The sequence below is a fragment of the Corynebacterium sp. PCR 32 genome (assembly GCF_037464985.1).
Taxonomy (GTDB): Bacteria; Actinomycetota; Actinomycetes; order Mycobacteriales; family Mycobacteriaceae; genus Corynebacterium; species Corynebacterium kroppenstedtii_D.
Map to the genome: position 1 here is coordinate 61,039 of NZ_JBAHVL010000006.1, position 18,034 is coordinate 79,072.

An 18,034-nucleotide genomic window follows, 5' to 3' on the forward strand; every position below is an offset into this window, starting at 1 on the left:
GGGGGGCGGAGATGGTGCTATCCGTGCGTGGCAACGGGGGTGCGGGTCGTGGTGTGATGGTGCTTTTGCGTTCTGGCCTGCCTGCGGGAGCGAAGGCGGGATTTCAGGATGGTGTCGCGTTCGCTTTCGCTAAGTCCGCCCCAAATTCCGTAGGTTTCGCCGACGGAGAGTGCGTGTTCTCGGCATCGGTTGATGACAGGGCATGTTGCACATATCGATTTTGCGGTGTTTTCGCGGGATGCGCGGGCACGTCCGCGTTCACCTTCGGGGTGGAAGAACAGAGAGGCGTCGGTATTCCGGCATGATCCGTATCGTTGCCAGTCCCATGATTGTGTGGTGGGTGCTGGCAAGTTGTGGACTTGAGAAAGCATATTCTCCTCCATGTGCCTCGGTGTGGACATCGTGGTGCAGGCACTGTGGCACAAGAGGGGTCGCGTGTGACAACCAGTCTGCGGCAGTGGTGCCTGCGGCCTGTTGAAGGCCCACTGTGTAGTCAAGTCCTTGTTGGTGAACAGAAAGTAACAAGAACACGACTTTTAGATTGCTATATGTGTGGCGTGTCGTTGACGATCGTGATGGGGCATCGAACTGGTACATTGGGAAGGTCAAGGGCCAGTGTTGATGCCCGAATCGGGGTAGTGAGAAGAATCCGGGAGACGAGGGAAAAATGTCTGCAGCAGTCAGTGACGAGGCTATCAATGGCCTGGTTGCGGCAGCTGTGGGAGGAGATCGGGATGCTTTGCAGGCGGTCATGGATCACGTCTACCCGAAGGTTGTTGTCTATTGCCGTCACCGGGTATCGGATGATTCTTTCCCTGGGCCGGAGGATATTGCTCAAGAAATCTGCTTGGCGGTATTGAGGTCGCTTGATCGCTTTGTGGACCGTGGAACACCGTTTATGTCATATGTGTACGGGATCGCTAGCCATAAGGTGAAAGATGGCTACCGTTCCATGGGGAGAGATCATAGCCAGCCGACTGATGACCTTCCAGAGTCCATTCATGATGTGGCTGGGCCGGAAGAGTTGGCTATTGAATCTGATGGGCGTAACAAACTTTTTCGTTTGCTCGACATACTTGGTGAACGACCACGTGAGATCATTATCTTGCGAGTCCTCGAAGGGTATACCTCGGAAGAGACTGCTCGGATTATTGGTTCGACGCCAAATGCTGTTCGAGTAGCTCAGTTCCGTGCGATTGCGAAGTTGAAAAAGGCTATGGCTGAATCACCTGAGTATGGTGAGGTGATTGCTGTGGCTAGGAAGCCCACAGGGGATTGAGGCATGACACCCGGGGGGACTCGGCGAGGACACGCAAGGGACGTGGCGGACGTTTGGTTGAAAAGTTGACTTTAATTCTTACCGGCATAGCCGTGTCGCGGCTGCGTGCCCTGATGAGGCTTTGAACAGTAATGATCGTTGTGGCGTAGATGGACCAGCAGGAGCAAGCGAATGAGTACATGTGAACCCTGGGATCGTGAGGGGGTTGAGCATGATCCAGAATCCCTAGCCGCTGTTGACCGCTACGTTGATACGCTCGCTCAGTCCTCGCATAGTGATGATGGCCTTGGCCAGTTGTTCATTCAGGCTCGTCAGGAATCGGAACGTGATATTCCTCGTTCCCCGCGGTTGGAGGATATAGGTTTCTTCCATTCGGAGTCTGTCTCTACTGTGCATGATTGTGGGGCATGGAAGAACCAACGGGATAGGACACAGCCTGACACGTCCGGCGATGGGGGTGTTTCTCAGGGTCGGCGCATGCGTCGCCGTTCGTGGCGTCACGGTGATGATCACAGTCCGGTTCCGCGGTGGGCGTATGTTCTTGGCGGGGCTGCGGCGTCGTGTGTGCTTCTTGCGGGTTCGGGTGTTGTTATTCATGCTTCGTCGCCGGGGTCCCCGTTGTGGGGGCTGAACCAGAGGTTCTTTGGTGATCATGCTGCTGCCGTTGAGTTAGCGTCGACGCTCGATCAGCTTCATGACAAGCAGGCAGCGGGGGACACCGAGGCTGCGGCAGAACTGTTGGAAAAAGCACGTGATGTTGCCCATAAGTCAACAAAAGAATTAGGCCCGAAGCATGCGAAGAAACATGACTCGACGACGGTCACGGTGCCTGATCAGTCTGTGGTGAAAGGCCCGAAAGGGGATCCTTCCTCCGCGGATACCGCTGATGATGCGGTGAATAATGATGAGGTGGGGACGCACAAGGCTGATAAGGATCCTGCGGTGGCGGATGGTCACACGTCGGGTGAGTCGACAACAGTGACGGTTACTGTAACGTCGACAGTGACGCCGACGTCGGAGCCGACATCAGGTGGAAAGAGTTCGGACACGACGCCAACGACACCATCGTCGCACGAACCCAGCAGGAACACTGCGGGTTCCCCCTCGTCGATCAAAGCGGAAACCCTGTCCCCAGCGAGGTAACAGACCCGGGAAAAAAAGGGGGGGGTCGACGTTATGGGCACTCCTGGTGGAGCCTCCGGGGGTGGGGGCGTCGGAAACAGGGGTAGTCGCTTAGGGAACGTGTAGAAGTGTGGTTACTCTCATTGGGTCCTTGTCTGCATGTGTTAGTTACCTGATGGGGCCAACGTGTTATTACCGGCATGATTGGTGACGTTGAGCACGTTCAGCTGGAATCGGTTAACTATCGACTGGCTTAAGGTTGTTTATTAATGTCGATTCGTATCGATTCGCTGCTGGTTCGTCGATCCCAAAAAACTATTGTGGATGTTCCTCACTTGGAGCTTGACCAGCGGCCCACGCTCGTACTTGGTGTCAATAGTGCTGGAAAGTCCACATTGTTCTCCGTGGTGAGCGGGAAAATTACGCCAACACGTGGCATTGTGCAGACCAACGAGAATGTAGCTCATGTTGAGCAAAAATTTCGTCCAGTTGTTGGTTTTACCGCACTAGAGTATTGCGCATATGTGTCCTGGCTGGGTGGGAAGAATAAAGCACAAGCGAAAGCGGAGGCGTATTCCTGGCTGGAATTTGTCGACCTATCCCGAGCTGCGCAGCAAAAATGCGAAACGCTAAGTGGTGGCGAGCAAGCACGGCTAGCGATAGGTACCGCCTTGAACTCAGGTGCACATACGTTGTTGCTAGATGAGCCAAGCGCCTCATTAGACCCCATGAGTAAAGAGCGGATTCACACCGTGTATCAGCGGATAGTGGATTCCGAGCGCAACCTTGTGGTCTCTACACATGACACAGGGGACCTGCATGATCCGTTTGAGAGGGTCGTCGTATTCGATAACGGGCAGGTTCATTTCGATGGGACGCGAGCTGCGTTCATAAACCTTGCTTCAGAGGAACATTCATCTCCTGCTCATGAATTATCCAGGTCGTTTATGCGGAGGAGGCAAGCCTATGAAGCCTAGCTTTGGTTTGATTCACTGGCTCCGCCGCCCATCAGTGTGGATCTGTATTATCGCGCTCGTTTTAACTGCTGCTCCTATATCTGACATGGGGCGCGTTGCTTATACACCTTCGGTTGTCACTCACCCCTTGATGACATTCTTTATTGTGGCTCCGGCAATCACTGCCGCGTCAGCATGGGAAATCTCACGGTTTCGACCTTTGGTTAGTTCCGGTCGTCCTATAGTAGTTAAGGTCTATTTTTATAGAGTATTTCCTTTTTCTTTTGTTCTTGTCATTGGGTATCTCATTGCTCTCCTATCGGAAGCTCCCAGTTTTACTGTATTAGCATCGGGGCTGTTGTGGTTTACGCTAGGTTATACCCTCGTTGTGGGAATTTGCTGGACGATTATTGGTACAGTCTTTGGGCTTTCGATGAAACCCCTCATTGCTATTTGTATCGCTACATTGTTGGGCTATGGATGGTACGCGGTACCTCCATCAATGTCGCCCGGCGTGTTACAGCGCCTCACGGGAGATTTCCTTGCTTGTTGTTCACTGGATAATGTTCTAGATTATCGTACAATCCTTGCCTCGGTTGTTTTTCTCGTGGGTGTAACAATGGTGATTGTGTCTATTGTCGCATTATTGAGGAGGAAAAAAATAAGAACAACTTTCTTAGGGTTAGTGGGCGTAGCCTGTATGGCTGGCGCTTTTGTATTAGCTGCCCAACTTTCTGAATTTGGACTTAAGCCCCGGGATCGGGCAGACATGCATTGTCGGGAAGGGGTTTGTGCGCGGCCCGAGGTTCCTGAAGATATTGTCAATAATAACATTTCTGCACGCAATGCACTTAAGGAAATTGCCCCTTTAAGCTGGCGGAAATTTGTTGATCGCCCAGTCTTATGGTCCGGGGGCTCTGTGGAACATTTGAGTTTTAGCGGACAAACTACTGTTGAAGCAGTAGTCGGCGACTATGTTGATCAAGCTGGATCAGCCGAATTAATCGCAACAGATGCGAAGATTTGCAATGTACGCGCCAAAGACATTGGAATAGTCCGTACTATGCAACCGTGGGATCCTCATCAGCCTGTCACACTGCAGGATTTTATTCATAGAGTTGAACGAGAGTACTGCGCGTTGGGTGGGCGTCGATAGATGCGGTCATTTGTTTCGCTTTATGCTCGTGCACACAAAATAGTTCCCGCAGCTGGTCTTATGGCACTGGCAGTAGGGATCTTGGTGCTCGCTGAAGGGCGGGTGATTGAGGTGCCCTGGCTCACCGGGACGAACAGGGTGAATTTCGGCACGGTAGCGGCATTCATCTACAGTTGCGCAGCGATCCTCATGTTTAGAAATGAGATCTCCCGCCTGGAATTCCTCACACCACGGCGCTGGTGTGCAATCGATCGCCTCATTCTGCTGGTGTTGTGGGTTTTTCCGTGGGGGCTCGCACTGACCGGGATAGCCTCATCCCGTTTCGCTTATGTGTCCACTGTGCTCATCGGACTGTGTATCTGTGCAGGCCGTTTCTTTCGCGTGGATACACTAGCTCTCCTGTTCGTTGCACAACTTGTCGTGCAGACGGGGCTCTGGCCAGTGCTGGAATATTCACCATTGCGGCACGCACTATTTCTCCTCGACCATGTGCGCCTGCTAGTGATGCTTGCCGTCAGCGGAATGTTCTTTATCCTCGCGTGCACACAGATCGACAGCTTCAAGAAGAAGACGTAGCGCTACACCGCCCTATTGCCGATACCCGGCGTTTCCGTGGTTGAGGCCGTCGAGAAAACCGAGGCAGTAGTCCCAGGGGGCGTAGTCGTCGGGGTTTGGGTTCGCGCCGGGCTCGTGGATGGGTGGTTGCTCGTGGTTGTAGAGTGCGAGCAAATTGTTGATGAGGATTCCCCAGTCGTAATAATGCATGTCTTCGCAGTCGTCGCACAGCATCCCCACTCCACGGATGCCTAGTGGGGTGAGGACACGTTCCATTTCTCGGACGTGATGAAGTTCGATGAGGACGTCGCCTTTTTCCTCTTCTGTGAGGGGTTCCATAGGCTCATCGGGATCAAGGAACGAGGCGGGATCGTTGGGGTCTCCCGCAAAAGGGTCCGGAGGCATATGGTCTGCGAAGTTCACGCAACTAGGCTAGCCGATGTGTGCTGGGTTGTTTCCGGTAGCATGTGACGAAAGAGTGCACGGTGGCACTTCGCTTTCTTCATGGTTGTTTTCTTCACGGTTTGAGGAGATAAATAGTGGAACGCACGGGTGGCGATGATCCCAACAAGGTTGCGCTTGTAGGTTTAACTTTCGATGATGTCCTTCTTATCCCGGCCGCCTCTGATGTGATTCCGTCTGAGGTTGATACGTCTGCGCAGTTGACGCGCAATATTCGGTTGGGTATTCCGTTGGTGTCGGCCGCAATGGATACGGTGACGGAGTCCCGTATGGCGGTGGCCATGGCCCGTCAGGGTGGTATGGGGATTCTGCATCGGAATCTTTCTATTGATGACCAGGCTCAACATGTTGAGGTGGTGAAGCGTTCGGAGGCTGGGATGGTCACCGATCCGATTACGTGTTCACCGCAGGACACTATCGGCTATGTCGATGAGTTGTGCGCTAAGTATCGTGTCTCTGGGCTTCCGGTGGTGGATGAGAACAACACACTGGTGGGGATTTGTACGAACCGTGATATGCGGTTTGAGTCTGATCTTTCCCGCAAGGTTGCTGATGTTATGACTCCGATGCCGTTGATTGTGGCGCAGGAAGGGGTGTCAGCCGACGCTGCCCTGAACTTGTTGTCCACCCACAAGGTGGAGAAGCTGCCGATTGTTGATTCGGCAGGGAAGTTGACGGGGCTGATCACGGTGAAGGATTTCGTGAAGCGTGAGCAGTATCCGAACGCCTCGAAGGATAGTGAAGGCCGTTTGATTGTCGGTGCTGGTATTGGCACGGGTGAGGATTCGTGGAAGCGTGCGGGTGCACTGGTTGATGCTGGTGTTGATGCCCTTGTTGTGGATACGGCGCATGCGCATAACTCTGGTGTGCTGAATATGGTTGCGCGTGTGAAGAAAGAGTTCGGTGATCGTGTCGACGTTATTGGTGGCAACCTGGCTACGCGTGAGGCTGCGCAGGCGATGATTGATGCTGGGGCTGATGCCATCAAGGTGGGTATTGGGCCTGGTTCTATTTGTACGACGCGGGTGGTCGCGGGTGTGGGTGCACCGCAGATTACAGCGATCATGGAGGCGGCTGTTCCTGCGCGTAAGGCTGGTGTTCCGGTGATTGCTGATGGTGGTTTGCAGTACTCTGGTGATATCGCGAAAGCGTTGGTTGCTGGTGCGAGCACAGTGATGTTGGGTTCGCTGCTGGCTGGTACTGCTGAGTCGCCTGGTGATGTGGTGACTGTTAATGGTAAGCAGTACAAGATGTATCGCGGTATGGGGTCCTTGGGGGCTATGCAGGGCCGTGGTTTGACGGGTGAGAAGCGGTCGTACTCGAAGGATCGTTATTTCCAGGCTGATGTTCGCAGCGAGGAGAAGTTGGTTCCTGAGGGGATTGAGGGGCGTATTCCTTTCCGTGGGCATATTGACAGTATTACCCACCAGCTGGTGGGTGGTTTGCGTGCGGCGATGGGGTACACCGGTTCAGCAACGATTGATGATTTGCATGATGCCAAGTTTGTTCAGATCACCGCGGCTGGTTTGCGTGAGTCGCATCCGCATGACATTCAGATGACGGTGGAAGCGCCGAATTATTATCAGCATTAAAGCGTCGTCAGTTGTGGGTGCTGCGCGGAGTGTGATGGTCAGCGTTGGTCCGGCGGGTGTTGGTCCGGGGCAGGAAGCGGCGTCTGTTCAGGGTGTAATTTTGTTGGCGGCGGCCTTCGCCGGGGTTGCCTGTCAGCATGAGGGAATACGGAAAAGATAATGCGTGAAGTTGTGGAAATTGGTTTGGGGCGTGAAGCGCGCCGGACATATGGTCTTGATGACATAACAATTGTGCCGAATAGGCGGACGCGCTCGTCGAAGGATGTGGATACGTCCTGGACGATTGATGCTTATCGTTTTGGTATTCCTGTGTTGGCGCAGCCGAGTGATGCGTTGACCAGTGTGGGGTTCATCGGTGAGATGGGCCGCCTGGGTGGTGCTGCTGTGATTAACGCTGAGGGTTTGTGGGGTCGTATGGAGGACATGGATTCTGCCGTGGGGCAGATTGTGTCGACGGCCTTGGATGATGAGGGTTATGACGATGGTCAGATGACGACTCGTGCGATTCCGCTTTTGCAGCACTTGCATGGTCTTCCGTTGGATAAGGATCTGTTGTCGGATCGTATTCGTGATGTTCGCGCTTCTGGTGTGACGACGGTGGTTCGTGTGTCTCCGCAGAATGCTCGGGAATTGGCGCCGGTTGTGGTGGCTGCGGGTGCGGAGATTGTTGTGATCCAGGGGACGTTGATCTCTGCGGAGCATGTGTCTGCTGATGGGACACCACTGAATTTGAAGGAGTTCATTGGGTCTTTGGATGTTCCGGTTATTGCTGGGTCGGTTTTGGATTACACGACGGCTCTTCACTTGATGCGGACGGGTGCCGCGGGGATCATCGTTGGTGGTGGTTCTACGACGAATGCTGACACGTTGGGTATCGATGCGCCGAAGGCGACGGCTATTGCTGATGCCGCGGCTGCGCGTCGTGACTATTTGGATGAGACCGGTGGTCGATATGTTCACGTGATTGCGGATTGTGAGCTGGAAACGTCGGGGGAGATGGCGAAGGCTATTGCGTGTGGTGCTGATGCGGTGATGTTGGGTAGTCCTTTGTCGCAGGCGAAGGAGGCTGCTGCGACTGGGTATTATTGGCCATCGGTGGCTGCTCACCCGCGGTTTCCGCGTGGGGAGGTGGAGACGCTGATGGTGGGGGGCGGTGAGGCCCCGTCTTTGGAGACTGTGTTGATGGGGCCGGCGACGGATCCGTTCGGTAGTTTGAATTTGATTGGTGGTGTTCGTCGTTCGATGGCGAAGGCTGGGTATACGAGTTTGAAGGATTTTCAGAAGGTTCAGTTGAGCGTTCGGTCGTGGTTGTAGCTGTTATGCGGCGGTTCCGCCGCTAATTTTTTGTTTTGTGTTTTTAGACAAACATGAGGTTACCCGGTAACTTACTCGGTAAGTACCCAGGAGGTAGCCCATGAGCATAAGGAATGCCCTGCTCAGCCTCTTAGCTGAGCAACCTCGCCCCGTGGGGCAATTACGCACCCTCTTCGAGGAATCCACGTCCGGCACTTGGCCTATCAATGTCGGGCAGGTCTACCAGACCGCAAAACGCCTCGAGCGCGACGGTCTGGTGGAAAAAACCGGAGATTCCCCCGAGGCATACGCCCTCACCCCTGCAGGACGCGAAACCCTGCGCCGGTGGTGGGACGAACCCGAAATCAAGATCGCGGATGAGCGCGATGCCCTGGCGATCAAGGTGGCCATGGCCTCGTTAAGCAACGACGTTGATCTCATAACGCTCCTCGATACTCAACGCCGAGCCACGATGAAACGTCTCAGAGAGCTGACCCGAGACAAGGCCCAAACGCCCCCCGGCGCGCGTTGGCTGCTATGTGAACGTCAGATCCTCGACCTTGAGGCAGAGCTGCGCTGGATTGATCTCATCGAAGCCCACCCGGAACAAGGAGAACCCCAATGAATCCCACTGCTCTCACACTCGACAATGTCACTCGTCTATATACAGACGGCCTTGCCACGGTGACGGCTCTCGATTCCGTTTCCCTCACTCTGGAGCCGGGAGAGCTGGTAGCCATCACCGGACGTTCAGGTTCCGGTAAGTCCACCCTGCTTAACGTGGCAGGCACGCTGGAAACCCCGACCTCCGGGCGTGTGCTTATTCAGGGCGTGAACACCGCGGATATCAGCCGTGCGACCGCCGCAGAGCTGCGCCGCACTCACGTGGGTTACGTATTTCAGAACTTCAACCTGATTCCCACCCTCACCGCTGCGGAGAATATCGCCCTGCCTCTGGAACTTGGCGGCACCAAGCGCGCAGTAGCCCGTAAGAAGGCTCTCGCGGCGCTCGATGAATTAGAAATGTCCAGTCTGGCGGATCGTTTTCCCACCGAGATCTCCGGAGGCCAGGCCCAACGTATTGCCATTGCCCGCGCGCTCATTGGCGACCGTGGACTTCTGCTTGCCGACGAACCTACTGGCGCTCTTGACACCGCCACCGGCGAGGCCGTCCTGAGTATTATCCGCCGCCGTGTCGATGCCGGGGCAGGGTGCTTGCTGGTCACTCACGAGCCGCGTTTCGCTGCATGGGCGGATCGCACAATCTACCTGCGCGATGGCGCTGTGGTGGGAGAGGAGTAGAGGATGCCGAGTGTGATCATTCCCGCCCGCATTGCGTGCAGGGACATTGTCAAGCACCCGTGGCGTTCCGTGGTGGCGGTGCTCTTTTTCACCCTGCCCATTGCCGTGGTGACACTGCTGGGGTTCATGGGGAACAACGAGCATAATTATGCTGATCTTCACCGTTCCGACATTGTTTTGTCACAGGAGGGGACTGGCACTGATCTGGAGCGCATCCGAAAGGTATTCCCCGATGAGAAATTGAGGGCGGAAGAGTCTACTCTCGCCACTGTGCGTTCTGGGAGCACCACTGCCTACATCCGTACCAAATATGTCTCTGACGGCCCGGATACCTTCACTATTCCTCAGGATATGGCTCATGTGCTGGGGATACATGAAGGCAATACCATTGAAGTGCAGGCTCCGTGGGAACAGGCTCCGCGCACGGTGACGATGAAGCTGGGCAATGACCAACCCTCACTTCGGCTCTCTGTGCCTGTAGATAAGATTGTTTCCGCTGAGTTCCCGACTCCCGTGAGTTGGTCCAGCGCTAACCCCAACCTGGACTTTCGTAATGATGACGTGCAGGCTTATCCCGCTGCAGGCCCCCATCCGGGTTCTCTCACCCCGGTGCTCAGCGCTGTGCAGGGCCACAGTGCTTTCGACAACGCCAGTCTGGTGTCCCTCGGCCTGCTCGCCCTCATTGTGCTGGCGGTCATGGTCTCCCCCATCTTCGCGGTGGCTGCTCGGAGGCAGCAGCATTCCATGCGCGTGCTCAGTATTAACGGTGCTGTGCCCGCTCAGTTGCGTTGGGTTCTCTATATGGAGGCTCTCGCAATCTCGGCCGTGGGGATTGTTCTCGGTCTCGTTCTCGGCGTGGCGGGTTTCCTTGTCCTTTTTAATGGCGCTGCTGGTACAAGCACGGTGCCTCCCCTTGATCTCCTAGCTCTCACCGTCGGCTCGTCACTGTTCTGCGCCCTGGTTGCCGCTGTGATTCCGGCGGTGAGCGCCGCGCGCTCGCGTCCCACAACAGAGGTTCGCTTGCGCTGGCGTTGGCCGATGGCTATCGGCCCCGTGATTGTTGTGTGTGGCCTGTTGTTAGGAATCCTTGGATCCAGGTGGGCGACGGTTGGATACGGAATCTTTGGTATCGGCGCAGTGAGCAGCACACCGGCGTTGCTATGGCTACTTGCTCGGTCATCGGCCTGGGGGCCGGTGTCTCTGCGTTTGGCCTTGCGTGATTTGTTCCGGCAGGTGCATCGCACAGGCCCGGCTATTGCCGCAATACTGGGTTTGAGTTTTGTGCTTGGCACGATTTCTCTGGGTGGCCCGTACGAATACAAGCAAGATGACACGTCTCCCATTATTGCCGCCACGGCGAACGTGTATGCGGCCGAAAGTGCACCCATAGAAAAAGAAGTCCGGGAGCTTTCGCAGGCTCTCGGCGGCGTGCCACCCATGTACGTGTACAGGGATATTGACAAGGATACCGTGGTCATTGACCCAGCTCAGCTGTCACAATACCAGCGTTATCGCGATGCTGAGGCTGAGAAATGGGAAAACAACCAGGTTTTTGCACATGATGCCCAGCTTGAGGAACCCCAGTACGAGGCGAAAACTGTTAAGGAGCGCAAGAGGCGGCGCATTTACCTGGATCATGTTCTGTTCTTCCCGGAGCGGAGCCTTACCCTACGCCAGGAGTTCATGGCACGACACGCGAGCCATAACTTCATCAGTGTTTCTTTCCTCCCTGATCGTGTCGACCGCCTCTGGAATCACTACCTCATTCCACTCATCATGCTTTCGGTCTCGTGCCTGGTGGTGATGATCCTGCTCGCTGTGCTCTCTGTGGGTGAGACACGCACTGATCTTTCCACCATGTGGACTGTTGGTGCTCCGCAGCGTCTGCTGGCCCGAATCTCGGCCATGCAGTCTCTTCTTATCGCCCTCATCGGGGTGGTGTCCGGTTTTGTTGCCAGCTTGATAAGCTATTTCACAATGTCGTCCATAGCGCCGATGACGATCCCATGGTTACTGTGGCTGGTGCTGATCATCGTAGTACCGCTGCTGGGATGGGCTAGTGGTGGAGCAACTGCTGCTGTCTCTCATAGGAAACACTTGCGGCGGCGGTAGTTATGGATGCGATGGTCGTCGCCTGCCCCTTGACCACTCGTGGCGACGAAAGGCACGGGATACTCGTGGCCACGGTGTGGGCTCATGGTGCTGGCATTGACATCAGTGGGACCGTCGAGCAGTGTCGAGGTTTGTCTGGGTGACACGGTAGAGTCGTGTGCGTGAGTGAACAGCAACAAACCCCGTCTCCTGTTCTTGTCGTCGATTTTGGTGCACAGTACGCCCAGCTGATTGCGCGACGTGTGCGTGAGGCTCGTCTGTATTCCGAGGTTATTCCGCACACAGCGTCTGCGGAGGATATTAAGGCGAAGAACCCAGCTGCCCTGATCCTTTCCGGGGGCCCGTCCAGTGTTTATGCTGATGATGCACCTGTTTTTGATCCTTCGGTGCTGGATTTGGGTATTCCAGTGTTCGGTATTTGTTATGGCTTTCAGGCGATGACGCACGCGTTGGGGGGAGTTGTCGCGCACACGGGTGATCGTGAATATGGTCGAACGGCGATGTCGATCGTCGGCGATGGCGGTGTGTTGCATGATGGCTCAGTAAATGATGTGTGGATGAGCCATGGTGATGCAGTGTCAGAGGCTCCTGAGGGCTTCGTTGTCACGGGCCGTTCAGTGGGGGCTCCGGTTGCTGCTTTTGAGAATGTCGATCGCCACATGGCTGGTGTGCAGTATCACCCGGAGGTTATGCATTCGCCCGAGGGGCAGAAAGTTTTGGAACGTTTCTTAACGCACATTGCCGGGCTGAAGCCGACATGGACACCGGGGAACATTGCCGATCAGTTGATTGAGCAGGTTCGTGAGCAGGTGGGCCCGGAGGGTCGCGCTATTTGTGCCCTGTCTGGTGGCGTGGATTCTGCCGTAGCGGCTGCGTTGGTGCAGCGTGCGATTGGTGATCGCTTGACCTGTGTGTTTGTGGATCATGGTCTGCTGCGTAAGGGGGAGCGCGAGCAGGTTGAAAACGACTTTGTTGCTTCTACGGGTGCGAACTTGGTCACTGTTGACGAGCATGACGCATTCTTGTCGGCCTTGGAAGGTGTGACGGATCCGGAGAAAAAACGTAAAGCAATTGGGCATGAGTTCATCCGCGCGTTTGAGCGTGCGGTTGCTGGTGTTCTGGCTGATGCGCCGGAGGGGTCGAGTGTTGATTTCTTAGTGCAGGGCACATTGTATCCGGATGTGGTGGAGTCTGGGGGTGGTAGTGGCACCGCGAATATTAAGAGCCACCACAATGTGGGCGGTTTGCCTGACGATGTTGAATTCACGCTGGTTGAGCCACTGAGGTTGTTGTTTAAAGACGAGGTTCGCGCGGTGGGCCGTGAGCTTGGTTTGCCGAGTGAGATTGTGTCGCGGCAGCCATTCCCTGGCCCAGGGCTGGGGATCCGCATTATTGGTGAGGTCACTGCTGATCGCTTGGCGACGTTGCGTCAGGCGGATGCGATTGCTCGCCATGAGTTGTCAGCGGCGGGGTTGGATGACTCTATTTGGCAATGTCCTGTCGTCCTGCTGGCAGATGTGAGGTCTGTGGGTGTGCAGGGCGATGGCCGAACGTACGGTCATCCGATTGTGCTGCGTCCTGTGTCGTCGGAGGATGCGATGACGGCGGATTGGACTCGTCTTCCGTATGACGTGATCGAGAGGATCTCAACGCGGATTACGAATGAGGTTCCTGACGTGAACCGTGTTGTACTGGATTGCACGTCGAAGCCACCGGGAACGATCGAGTGGGAGTAAGGCCGGGGGCTGTGGTTATGGCTCCTGTGTGCAGGCAGTTCCGTCGATCCATGGGAATACGATGTAGTTGTAGATACTGGCTACGGCGAAAGCGCTGATGCCCAGTAGCGCTCCTTGCAGGGGGATGGCCGGGAGCGCCATGAGGGCTAACCAATCCGGGAAGAGGGGGATAAGCCGGTTAACGCTGGTTCGGTATTCGCCGTAACGCTGCGTGTAAGCGGTGCTGACGTCGCGTCGGTAGGGGTGGATGCTGATGAAGAGTAGCGCTGCTCCTGCGAGGATGATGAGCAGTACTACTTTGAGCATGGGGGCAATGGCAAATCCCATAACGCCAACGGCACCGCCGAGCAACAGTGACGCAGGTATTCGCACCAGTGTTGGGGTAGACACTGTGGTGGGGTGTTCGAAGTCCGCTAATGCTCGCTTATTTCCGTGAGTGTTGCTGCGTCGAGTCTTTTTATGTGTGGTGTCGTCGGTAGCCATAGCCTTTAGGGTAGTAGGTGGAGTGTTTCCGCTTTTGTCCCGAGTCGTGGTTGAGGGCTAAGAGCCTGAAGGTGTCTCTTGATCTTTTCTGGTGGGTGATTTCTTGTGTGCATTATGATTCGAACATGAGTACGATATGTGTCAAGAAGTTGGATTGTATGGCCGGCTGGAGGAGTGCTCCGTAGAGGGTGACTGTGAAAGGGGTGATGACGGTGACATATGCAGCGGTGACGGCGGGTAAGGGTTTGTCCGCTCTGTCGAATGGCGAAAAAGTGGAGGTTCTGCGTTCGCGTATGGCTCATTTGGTGTCAGTGCCTCGGAGTGTTTCTCCAGTGGAGGAGCCTCGGGCGCTTCCTCTTCAGGGGCCACTGGGGGAGTTGACAGCGCTGGGCGGCCTTCCGCGTGGCGCGGCCACGTCGATGACGGATTGCCCCACGGTGCTGGTGCAGATTATTGCCCAGGCGAGTGCTGCTGGAGAGCATGTTGCCGTCGTCGGGCGTAACGATATGTTCTGGGCAGCGGTAGCGGATGCGGGAGGCGATTTATCGTTCGTCTCCATTATCGAACTGCCGGATGTGACAAGTGATGTGGCTAACAACCTCCCGGATCCTCTCAGTGTACTGGGTGTTCTATGTGAGGGGATGGATCTTGTGGTGTATTGCGGGCACTGCTGGGTGGATGTTCCTCCCTCGTCGGTGCGGCCAGTGATGAGCCGTGTGCGGTCATCGCGCTGTGCCCTCCTTGTGTGTGGTGTGCGGTGGCCGGGTGTCTCGTTGCGTATCGACGCTACGGTGAGTGCTTTCCGAGGCTTGGGCTGTGGCCAGGGGCGTATTCGTGGCATGAGTGTCGACGTGCAGGTGGCTGATCGTTATCGTCCTCCCCGGCGGGGGCAGTGGCATATGGGTGTGGGGTCGTTTATCCATCCGGTTCGCCATCACTGTCCGGCAGTTCATCGTCATTCGTATAGCGAGGGGGACACTCATGGTGCGAAAGCGGTGGAGGCTGGGGGATGACAATGGTGCCTTCCTCACGTTCCCACCTGGGCATGTCACCGGATGATCGAACAATTGTTCTCTGGGTTCCAGATTTCCCTGTGCATGCCGCGCGCTGCGATAAGGATGTCCCGGATGGCCCCTTGGCGTTGGTGGATCACCGTGGTGTGTACATGTGTGATCGCTATGCACGTCGAGCGGGGGTTCGTCGCGGGATGAAACGGAGGCAGGCGCAATCGTTATGCCCAAATATGCATATTGTGTCTGCCGATGATGATCGTGATGCGCGATATTTTGAGGATTTTGTGGCGGATGTGGATTCCATCTCTGCTGGTATTGAGCTTCTACGCCCTGGTCTCATTGCTGTGAAATCCGCGCCTCTCGTGACATATTACGGTTCGGAAGAGCGTGCAATCACGATGATTCTTGATGCTGTTGCTCGCCCGGGCGTGGATGTTGTAGCAGGTGCGGCGGGAACACTGCCGACAGCGGTGTTTGCTGCCCGCCGGGGGATCACTATCCCAGACGGTGGTGACGCTGACTTCTTAGCTGGTTTACCACTGCGTGCCCTGTGTGAGGATGAAGCGTTAGGCCAACCGCAGGCACTGGTGAATACCCTGGAGAAAATGGGTCTGACGCGGATGGGGGAGTGGGCTGCTCTACCGCGTCGGGATGTCTCCTCCCGTTTTGGGGCCGAGGGAGTGCGGTGGTGGACGGTAGCGCGTGGTGCCCCTGTGCGGCCGTTAGCTCCACGAGAAAACACCAGTGACCTTGTGGTGGCGCATCGGTTTGACTCGCCAGAATGCCACTCGGATACGGTGGCGTTTATTGGCCGGCGTTTGGCAGCGGATCTTCATGATCTCCTAGAGAAGCAAGGACAGATATGCCAGAGGGTGGCTATCCGTGCGTGCATCCGGAGTCGTGAAGGGGATCATGAATGGGAGCGTGTGTGGCGCTGCACTGATCAACTGACTGAACATGCCATCGCCCAGCGGGTGCGGTGGCAAGTGGAGGGGTGGCTTCACCGATTCGTAACACATGCAGCCAGGACACAGGGAGGGACAGAAGGTGAGGATGATACTGGTGATGGCGATGCCCCGCTGAGTGTGGGGGTGTGTGAACTCTCTATCGACCCCATTGAGACGACCAGCACCGCGTTGCGGGGTTTGTGGGATGCCAAAGAGGATCATGCTGCGCATGCAGCGTTAGCTCGCGTGCAAACAATGGTGGGGCCAGACCGTGTATGCACACCCGTTCTACAAGGCGGGAGGGGGCCTGGGGATCGCATTGCTCTTGTTCCCGTGGGGGAATCAGCCCCGGAACTCCCCAGCAGTACATATGCCTGGCCGGGGCAATTTCCAGCCCCCATCCCCGTGAGTACCTGCGTTGAGCGGGGGCCATGTACCGCCCATCCCGCCGGTGGTGTCTGCCTCCTTGACGAGAATGGCGACGGCATTTTTGTCACTGGCCGGTCATGTCTCAGCGCACAGCCCGCGCGCGTGGCATGGGGGAATAAGCAGTATGACGTCACAGGATGGGCTGGCCCCTGGCCGGTCGATGACCACTGGTGGGCAGAAGGTCACCGCTTCGCTCGGCTACAAATAACAACAAATCAGCCCAGCGGTCTTCTGCTGATCTGCCGGGGACAGACGTGGAGGATTGAAGGCGCCTATCGGTAAAAGACATGGTGAAAAACCTCATGGTAAGCGGGTATCCTCAACCCCTATGGCGCCAGAGGAGACAACCACGAAAGAAGACACACCCACGGGTACGGCCAATTCACATCAGCAGGTCACGGACATGATGAGTTCAGGCCGACACAGTGATGACGCATGGATGTCCACGCGGTGCTCAGAATTCAGTGATGAGGATCTCCCTGGCACAGCCAAACCGATGACACTCTTCCTAGCCGTGGAACACCTCAGCGGGTGGGGCCACGACATCATGGACGACGATGTCCTCGGAGAACTCGCAGCGCCTCTCGCACGGGTCCTCAAAGACAACTGTGCCTCGATGCAATTCATCAGAAAACCCGGCCGAGCAGGGCAATATCGGGACGAGCGAAAACTCTACATAGCTCGAACAGACCATGGCACCTGCTACACCACACGTATCTCCGGCATTGAGGACCTCCTCTCACTCGACATTCCCGCACTCGCTGATGGCACGTGGGGTACATGCACACTCCCACCACGCGACGTTGTACGCGTCGATCACCCCATCATGCTTGTTTGTACACACGGGAAGAGAGATCGCTGCTGCGCAATCAAAGGACGACCCCTCGCAGCTGGTATGCAATCGTGCTTCTTTGGTGACGAAGTCTGGGAAACATCCCATGCCAAAGGCCACCGCTTCGCACCTACCATGATCCTTCTCCCCTGGGGATACTCCTATGGGCGGCTCTCCACTGCTCAAGCCGTCGACGCCGTCACTGTTAGTGCACAAGGAAAGATGTACCTCACCGGCCTACGTGGTCGCGGATGTTGGGATGCGCCAGGGCAAGCAGCCGAAATTGCAGTAGCACAGGCACTGGGGGCGCATACTGTCCCCGTTGGTAGCCTCGTTGTCACAGAAACAACAGCTGATGAACACGACGCTGTCGCGCACCAGGGTGTTCCCGAGCCTGCCAGCCCCTCCACATTGTCCCGTGCCACTGACCGCTCAGGGCTGTTCCCGACGGACGAACGTTGGGCTGTGTCCACAGAAGAAAAAGAGCTGGCCAGCGCGGAGTTGACGACATCAGAGCTGACGACGACGTGGCGGACGGTGACAACACCACGCGGGGATAAATGGGCTGTCCAGTTGGCGCATGTACCTGCGGGGAAAGTAATGGCATCGTGTGGGACGCCCCCGAAAGACGGAAAAACCTGGATGGCATGGAGGACCATCCAGGTCTATCCCTGAGATCCCCACCATACTAAAAAGACCAGGCCCACACGCGCATGACGCGCGCCGGGCCTGTGTGTACACGGGGAGTAGTCAGCTGACCAACAC

17 protein-coding genes are annotated in these 18,034 nt (G+C 56.1%); 14 read left to right on the forward strand and 3 right to left on the reverse strand.

Translation table 11 applies throughout. The features are described from left to right. Positions 1-17: 17 nt before the first annotated feature. On the reverse strand, positions 18-371 hold the full coding sequence (locus tag V5S80_RS08160; RefSeq protein WP_395170277.1) for a WhiB family transcriptional regulator: 354 nt from the start codon (positions 369-371) through the stop codon (positions 18-20). Positions 372-667: 296 nt separating this feature from the next. Between V5S80_RS08160 and shbA the strand changes: the two genes are divergently transcribed. The 5 genes from shbA (at position 668) to V5S80_RS08185 (ending at position 5,089) form a co-directional block, all read left to right on the forward strand. Continuing rightward, a complete protein-coding gene (gene shbA / locus V5S80_RS08165) occupies positions 668-1,279 on the forward strand; it encodes an RNA polymerase sigma factor ShbA (protein WP_395170278.1) in 612 nt (203 codons plus the stop codon). A 171-nt stretch (positions 1,280-1,450) separates the two neighbouring features. Beyond that, positions 1,451-2,422 (forward strand): hypothetical protein, encoded by a 972-nt coding sequence (locus tag V5S80_RS08170; protein ID WP_395170279.1) that lies wholly within the window; start codon positions 1,451-1,453, stop codon positions 2,420-2,422. 248 nt (positions 2,423-2,670) lie between these two features. Next, entirely contained in the window at positions 2,671-3,378 is a 708-nt protein-coding gene (locus V5S80_RS08175; RefSeq protein WP_395170280.1) for an ATP-binding cassette domain-containing protein, read from the forward strand. Then, positions 3,368-4,513: a hypothetical protein gene (locus V5S80_RS08180; RefSeq protein WP_395170281.1), complete on the forward strand. Its 1,146-nt coding sequence runs from the start codon at positions 3,368-3,370 to the stop codon at positions 4,511-4,513. Before V5S80_RS08175 ends, V5S80_RS08180 begins: the two co-directional genes overlap by 11 nt. Continuing rightward, on the forward strand, positions 4,514-5,089 hold the full coding sequence (locus tag V5S80_RS08185; RefSeq protein WP_395170282.1) for a hypothetical protein: 576 nt from the start codon (positions 4,514-4,516) through the stop codon (positions 5,087-5,089). A gap of 12 nt (positions 5,090-5,101) precedes the next feature. Here V5S80_RS08185 and V5S80_RS08190 read toward each other — a convergent pair whose 3' ends face one another. Next, a complete protein-coding gene (locus V5S80_RS08190; protein ID WP_395170357.1) occupies positions 5,102-5,473 on the reverse strand; it encodes a DUF5319 domain-containing protein in 372 nt (123 codons plus the stop codon). A gap of 134 nt (positions 5,474-5,607) precedes the next feature. Here V5S80_RS08190 and guaB point away from each other — a divergent pair, with 134 nt between their 5' ends. From guaB to guaA, 6 genes are all read left to right on the forward strand, one after another. Further along, a complete protein-coding gene (guaB, locus tag V5S80_RS08195) occupies positions 5,608-7,122 on the forward strand; it encodes an IMP dehydrogenase (RefSeq protein ID WP_395170283.1) in 1,515 nt (504 codons plus the stop codon). Positions 7,123-7,281: 159 nt separating this feature from the next. Further along, positions 7,282-8,436, forward strand: a complete 1,155-nt coding sequence (locus tag V5S80_RS08200; RefSeq protein WP_395170284.1) for a GuaB3 family IMP dehydrogenase-related protein — start codon at positions 7,282-7,284, stop codon at positions 8,434-8,436. Positions 8,437-8,536: 100 nt separating this feature from the next. Beyond that, positions 8,537-9,040 (forward strand): PadR family transcriptional regulator, encoded by a 504-nt coding sequence (locus V5S80_RS08205; RefSeq protein WP_395170285.1) that lies wholly within the window; start codon positions 8,537-8,539, stop codon positions 9,038-9,040. Next, positions 9,037-9,717: an ABC transporter ATP-binding protein gene (locus V5S80_RS08210; RefSeq protein WP_395170286.1), complete on the forward strand. Its 681-nt coding sequence runs from the start codon at positions 9,037-9,039 to the stop codon at positions 9,715-9,717. Before V5S80_RS08205 ends, V5S80_RS08210 begins: the two co-directional genes overlap by 4 nt. 3 nt (positions 9,718-9,720) lie before the next feature. Further along, a complete protein-coding gene (locus V5S80_RS08215; RefSeq protein WP_395170287.1) occupies positions 9,721-11,829 on the forward strand; it encodes an FtsX-like permease family protein in 2,109 nt (702 codons plus the stop codon). 161 nt (positions 11,830-11,990) lie between these two features. Continuing rightward, complete coding sequence (gene guaA, locus V5S80_RS08220) at positions 11,991-13,565, forward strand: glutamine-hydrolyzing GMP synthase (protein ID WP_395170288.1); 1,575 nt, start codon at positions 11,991-11,993, stop codon at positions 13,563-13,565. A gap of 15 nt (positions 13,566-13,580) precedes the next feature. Here guaA and V5S80_RS08225 read toward each other — a convergent pair whose 3' ends face one another. Then, entirely contained in the window at positions 13,581-14,048 is a 468-nt protein-coding gene (locus tag V5S80_RS08225; RefSeq protein WP_395170289.1) for a hypothetical protein, read from the reverse strand. Between the two features lie 188 nt (positions 14,049-14,236). Here V5S80_RS08225 and V5S80_RS08230 point away from each other — a divergent pair, with 188 nt between their 5' ends. The 3 genes from V5S80_RS08230 to V5S80_RS08240 are packed head-to-tail and all read left to right on the forward strand — an operon-like array spanning position 14,237 to position 17,944. Beyond that, positions 14,237-15,061: a hypothetical protein gene (locus tag V5S80_RS08230; protein WP_395170290.1), complete on the forward strand. Its 825-nt coding sequence runs from the start codon at positions 14,237-14,239 to the stop codon at positions 15,059-15,061. A gap of 2 nt (positions 15,062-15,063) precedes the next feature. Next, entirely contained in the window at positions 15,064-16,719 is a 1,656-nt protein-coding gene (locus V5S80_RS08235) for a Y-family DNA polymerase (protein ID WP_395170291.1), read from the forward strand. Positions 16,720-16,765: 46 nt separating this feature from the next. After that, positions 16,766-17,944, forward strand: coding sequence for a sucrase ferredoxin (locus V5S80_RS08240; RefSeq protein WP_395170292.1), 1,179 nt, complete (start codon positions 16,766-16,768; stop codon positions 17,942-17,944). Positions 17,945-18,034 lie beyond the last annotated feature (90 nt).

Excerpts from the sequence above, each read along its gene's own strand:
- V5S80_RS08160 (WP_395170277.1), bottom strand. The coding sequence starts at position 371 with ATGCTTTCTCAAGTCCACAACTTGCCAGCACCCACCACACAATCATGG.
- V5S80_RS08240 (WP_395170292.1), top strand. The coding sequence starts at position 16,766 with ATGGCGCCAGAGGAGACAACCACGAAAGAAGACACACCCACGGGTACG.
- V5S80_RS08235 (WP_395170291.1), top strand. The coding sequence starts at position 15,064 with ATGGTGCCTTCCTCACGTTCCCACCTGGGCATGTCACCGGATGATCGA.
- V5S80_RS08185 (WP_395170282.1), top strand. The coding sequence starts at position 4,514 with ATGCGGTCATTTGTTTCGCTTTATGCTCGTGCACACAAAATAGTTCCC.
- V5S80_RS08210 (WP_395170286.1), top strand. The coding sequence starts at position 9,037 with ATGAATCCCACTGCTCTCACACTCGACAATGTCACTCGTCTATATACA.
- V5S80_RS08205 (WP_395170285.1), top strand. The coding sequence starts at position 8,537 with ATGAGCATAAGGAATGCCCTGCTCAGCCTCTTAGCTGAGCAACCTCGC.
- V5S80_RS08215 (WP_395170287.1), top strand. The coding sequence starts at position 9,721 with ATGCCGAGTGTGATCATTCCCGCCCGCATTGCGTGCAGGGACATTGTC.
- V5S80_RS08200 (WP_395170284.1), top strand. The coding sequence starts at position 7,282 with ATGCGTGAAGTTGTGGAAATTGGTTTGGGGCGTGAAGCGCGCCGGACA.
- V5S80_RS08180 (WP_395170281.1), top strand. The coding sequence starts at position 3,368 with ATGAAGCCTAGCTTTGGTTTGATTCACTGGCTCCGCCGCCCATCAGTG.
- V5S80_RS08225 (WP_395170289.1), bottom strand. The coding sequence starts at position 14,048 with ATGGCTACCGACGACACCACACATAAAAAGACTCGACGCAGCAACACT.
- shbA (WP_395170278.1), top strand. The coding sequence starts at position 668 with ATGTCTGCAGCAGTCAGTGACGAGGCTATCAATGGCCTGGTTGCGGCA.
- V5S80_RS08175 (WP_395170280.1), top strand. The coding sequence starts at position 2,671 with ATGTCGATTCGTATCGATTCGCTGCTGGTTCGTCGATCCCAAAAAACT.
- V5S80_RS08190 (WP_395170357.1), bottom strand. The coding sequence starts at position 5,473 with ATGCCTCCGGACCCTTTTGCGGGAGACCCCAACGATCCCGCCTCGTTC.
- V5S80_RS08170 (WP_395170279.1), top strand. The coding sequence starts at position 1,451 with ATGAGTACATGTGAACCCTGGGATCGTGAGGGGGTTGAGCATGATCCA.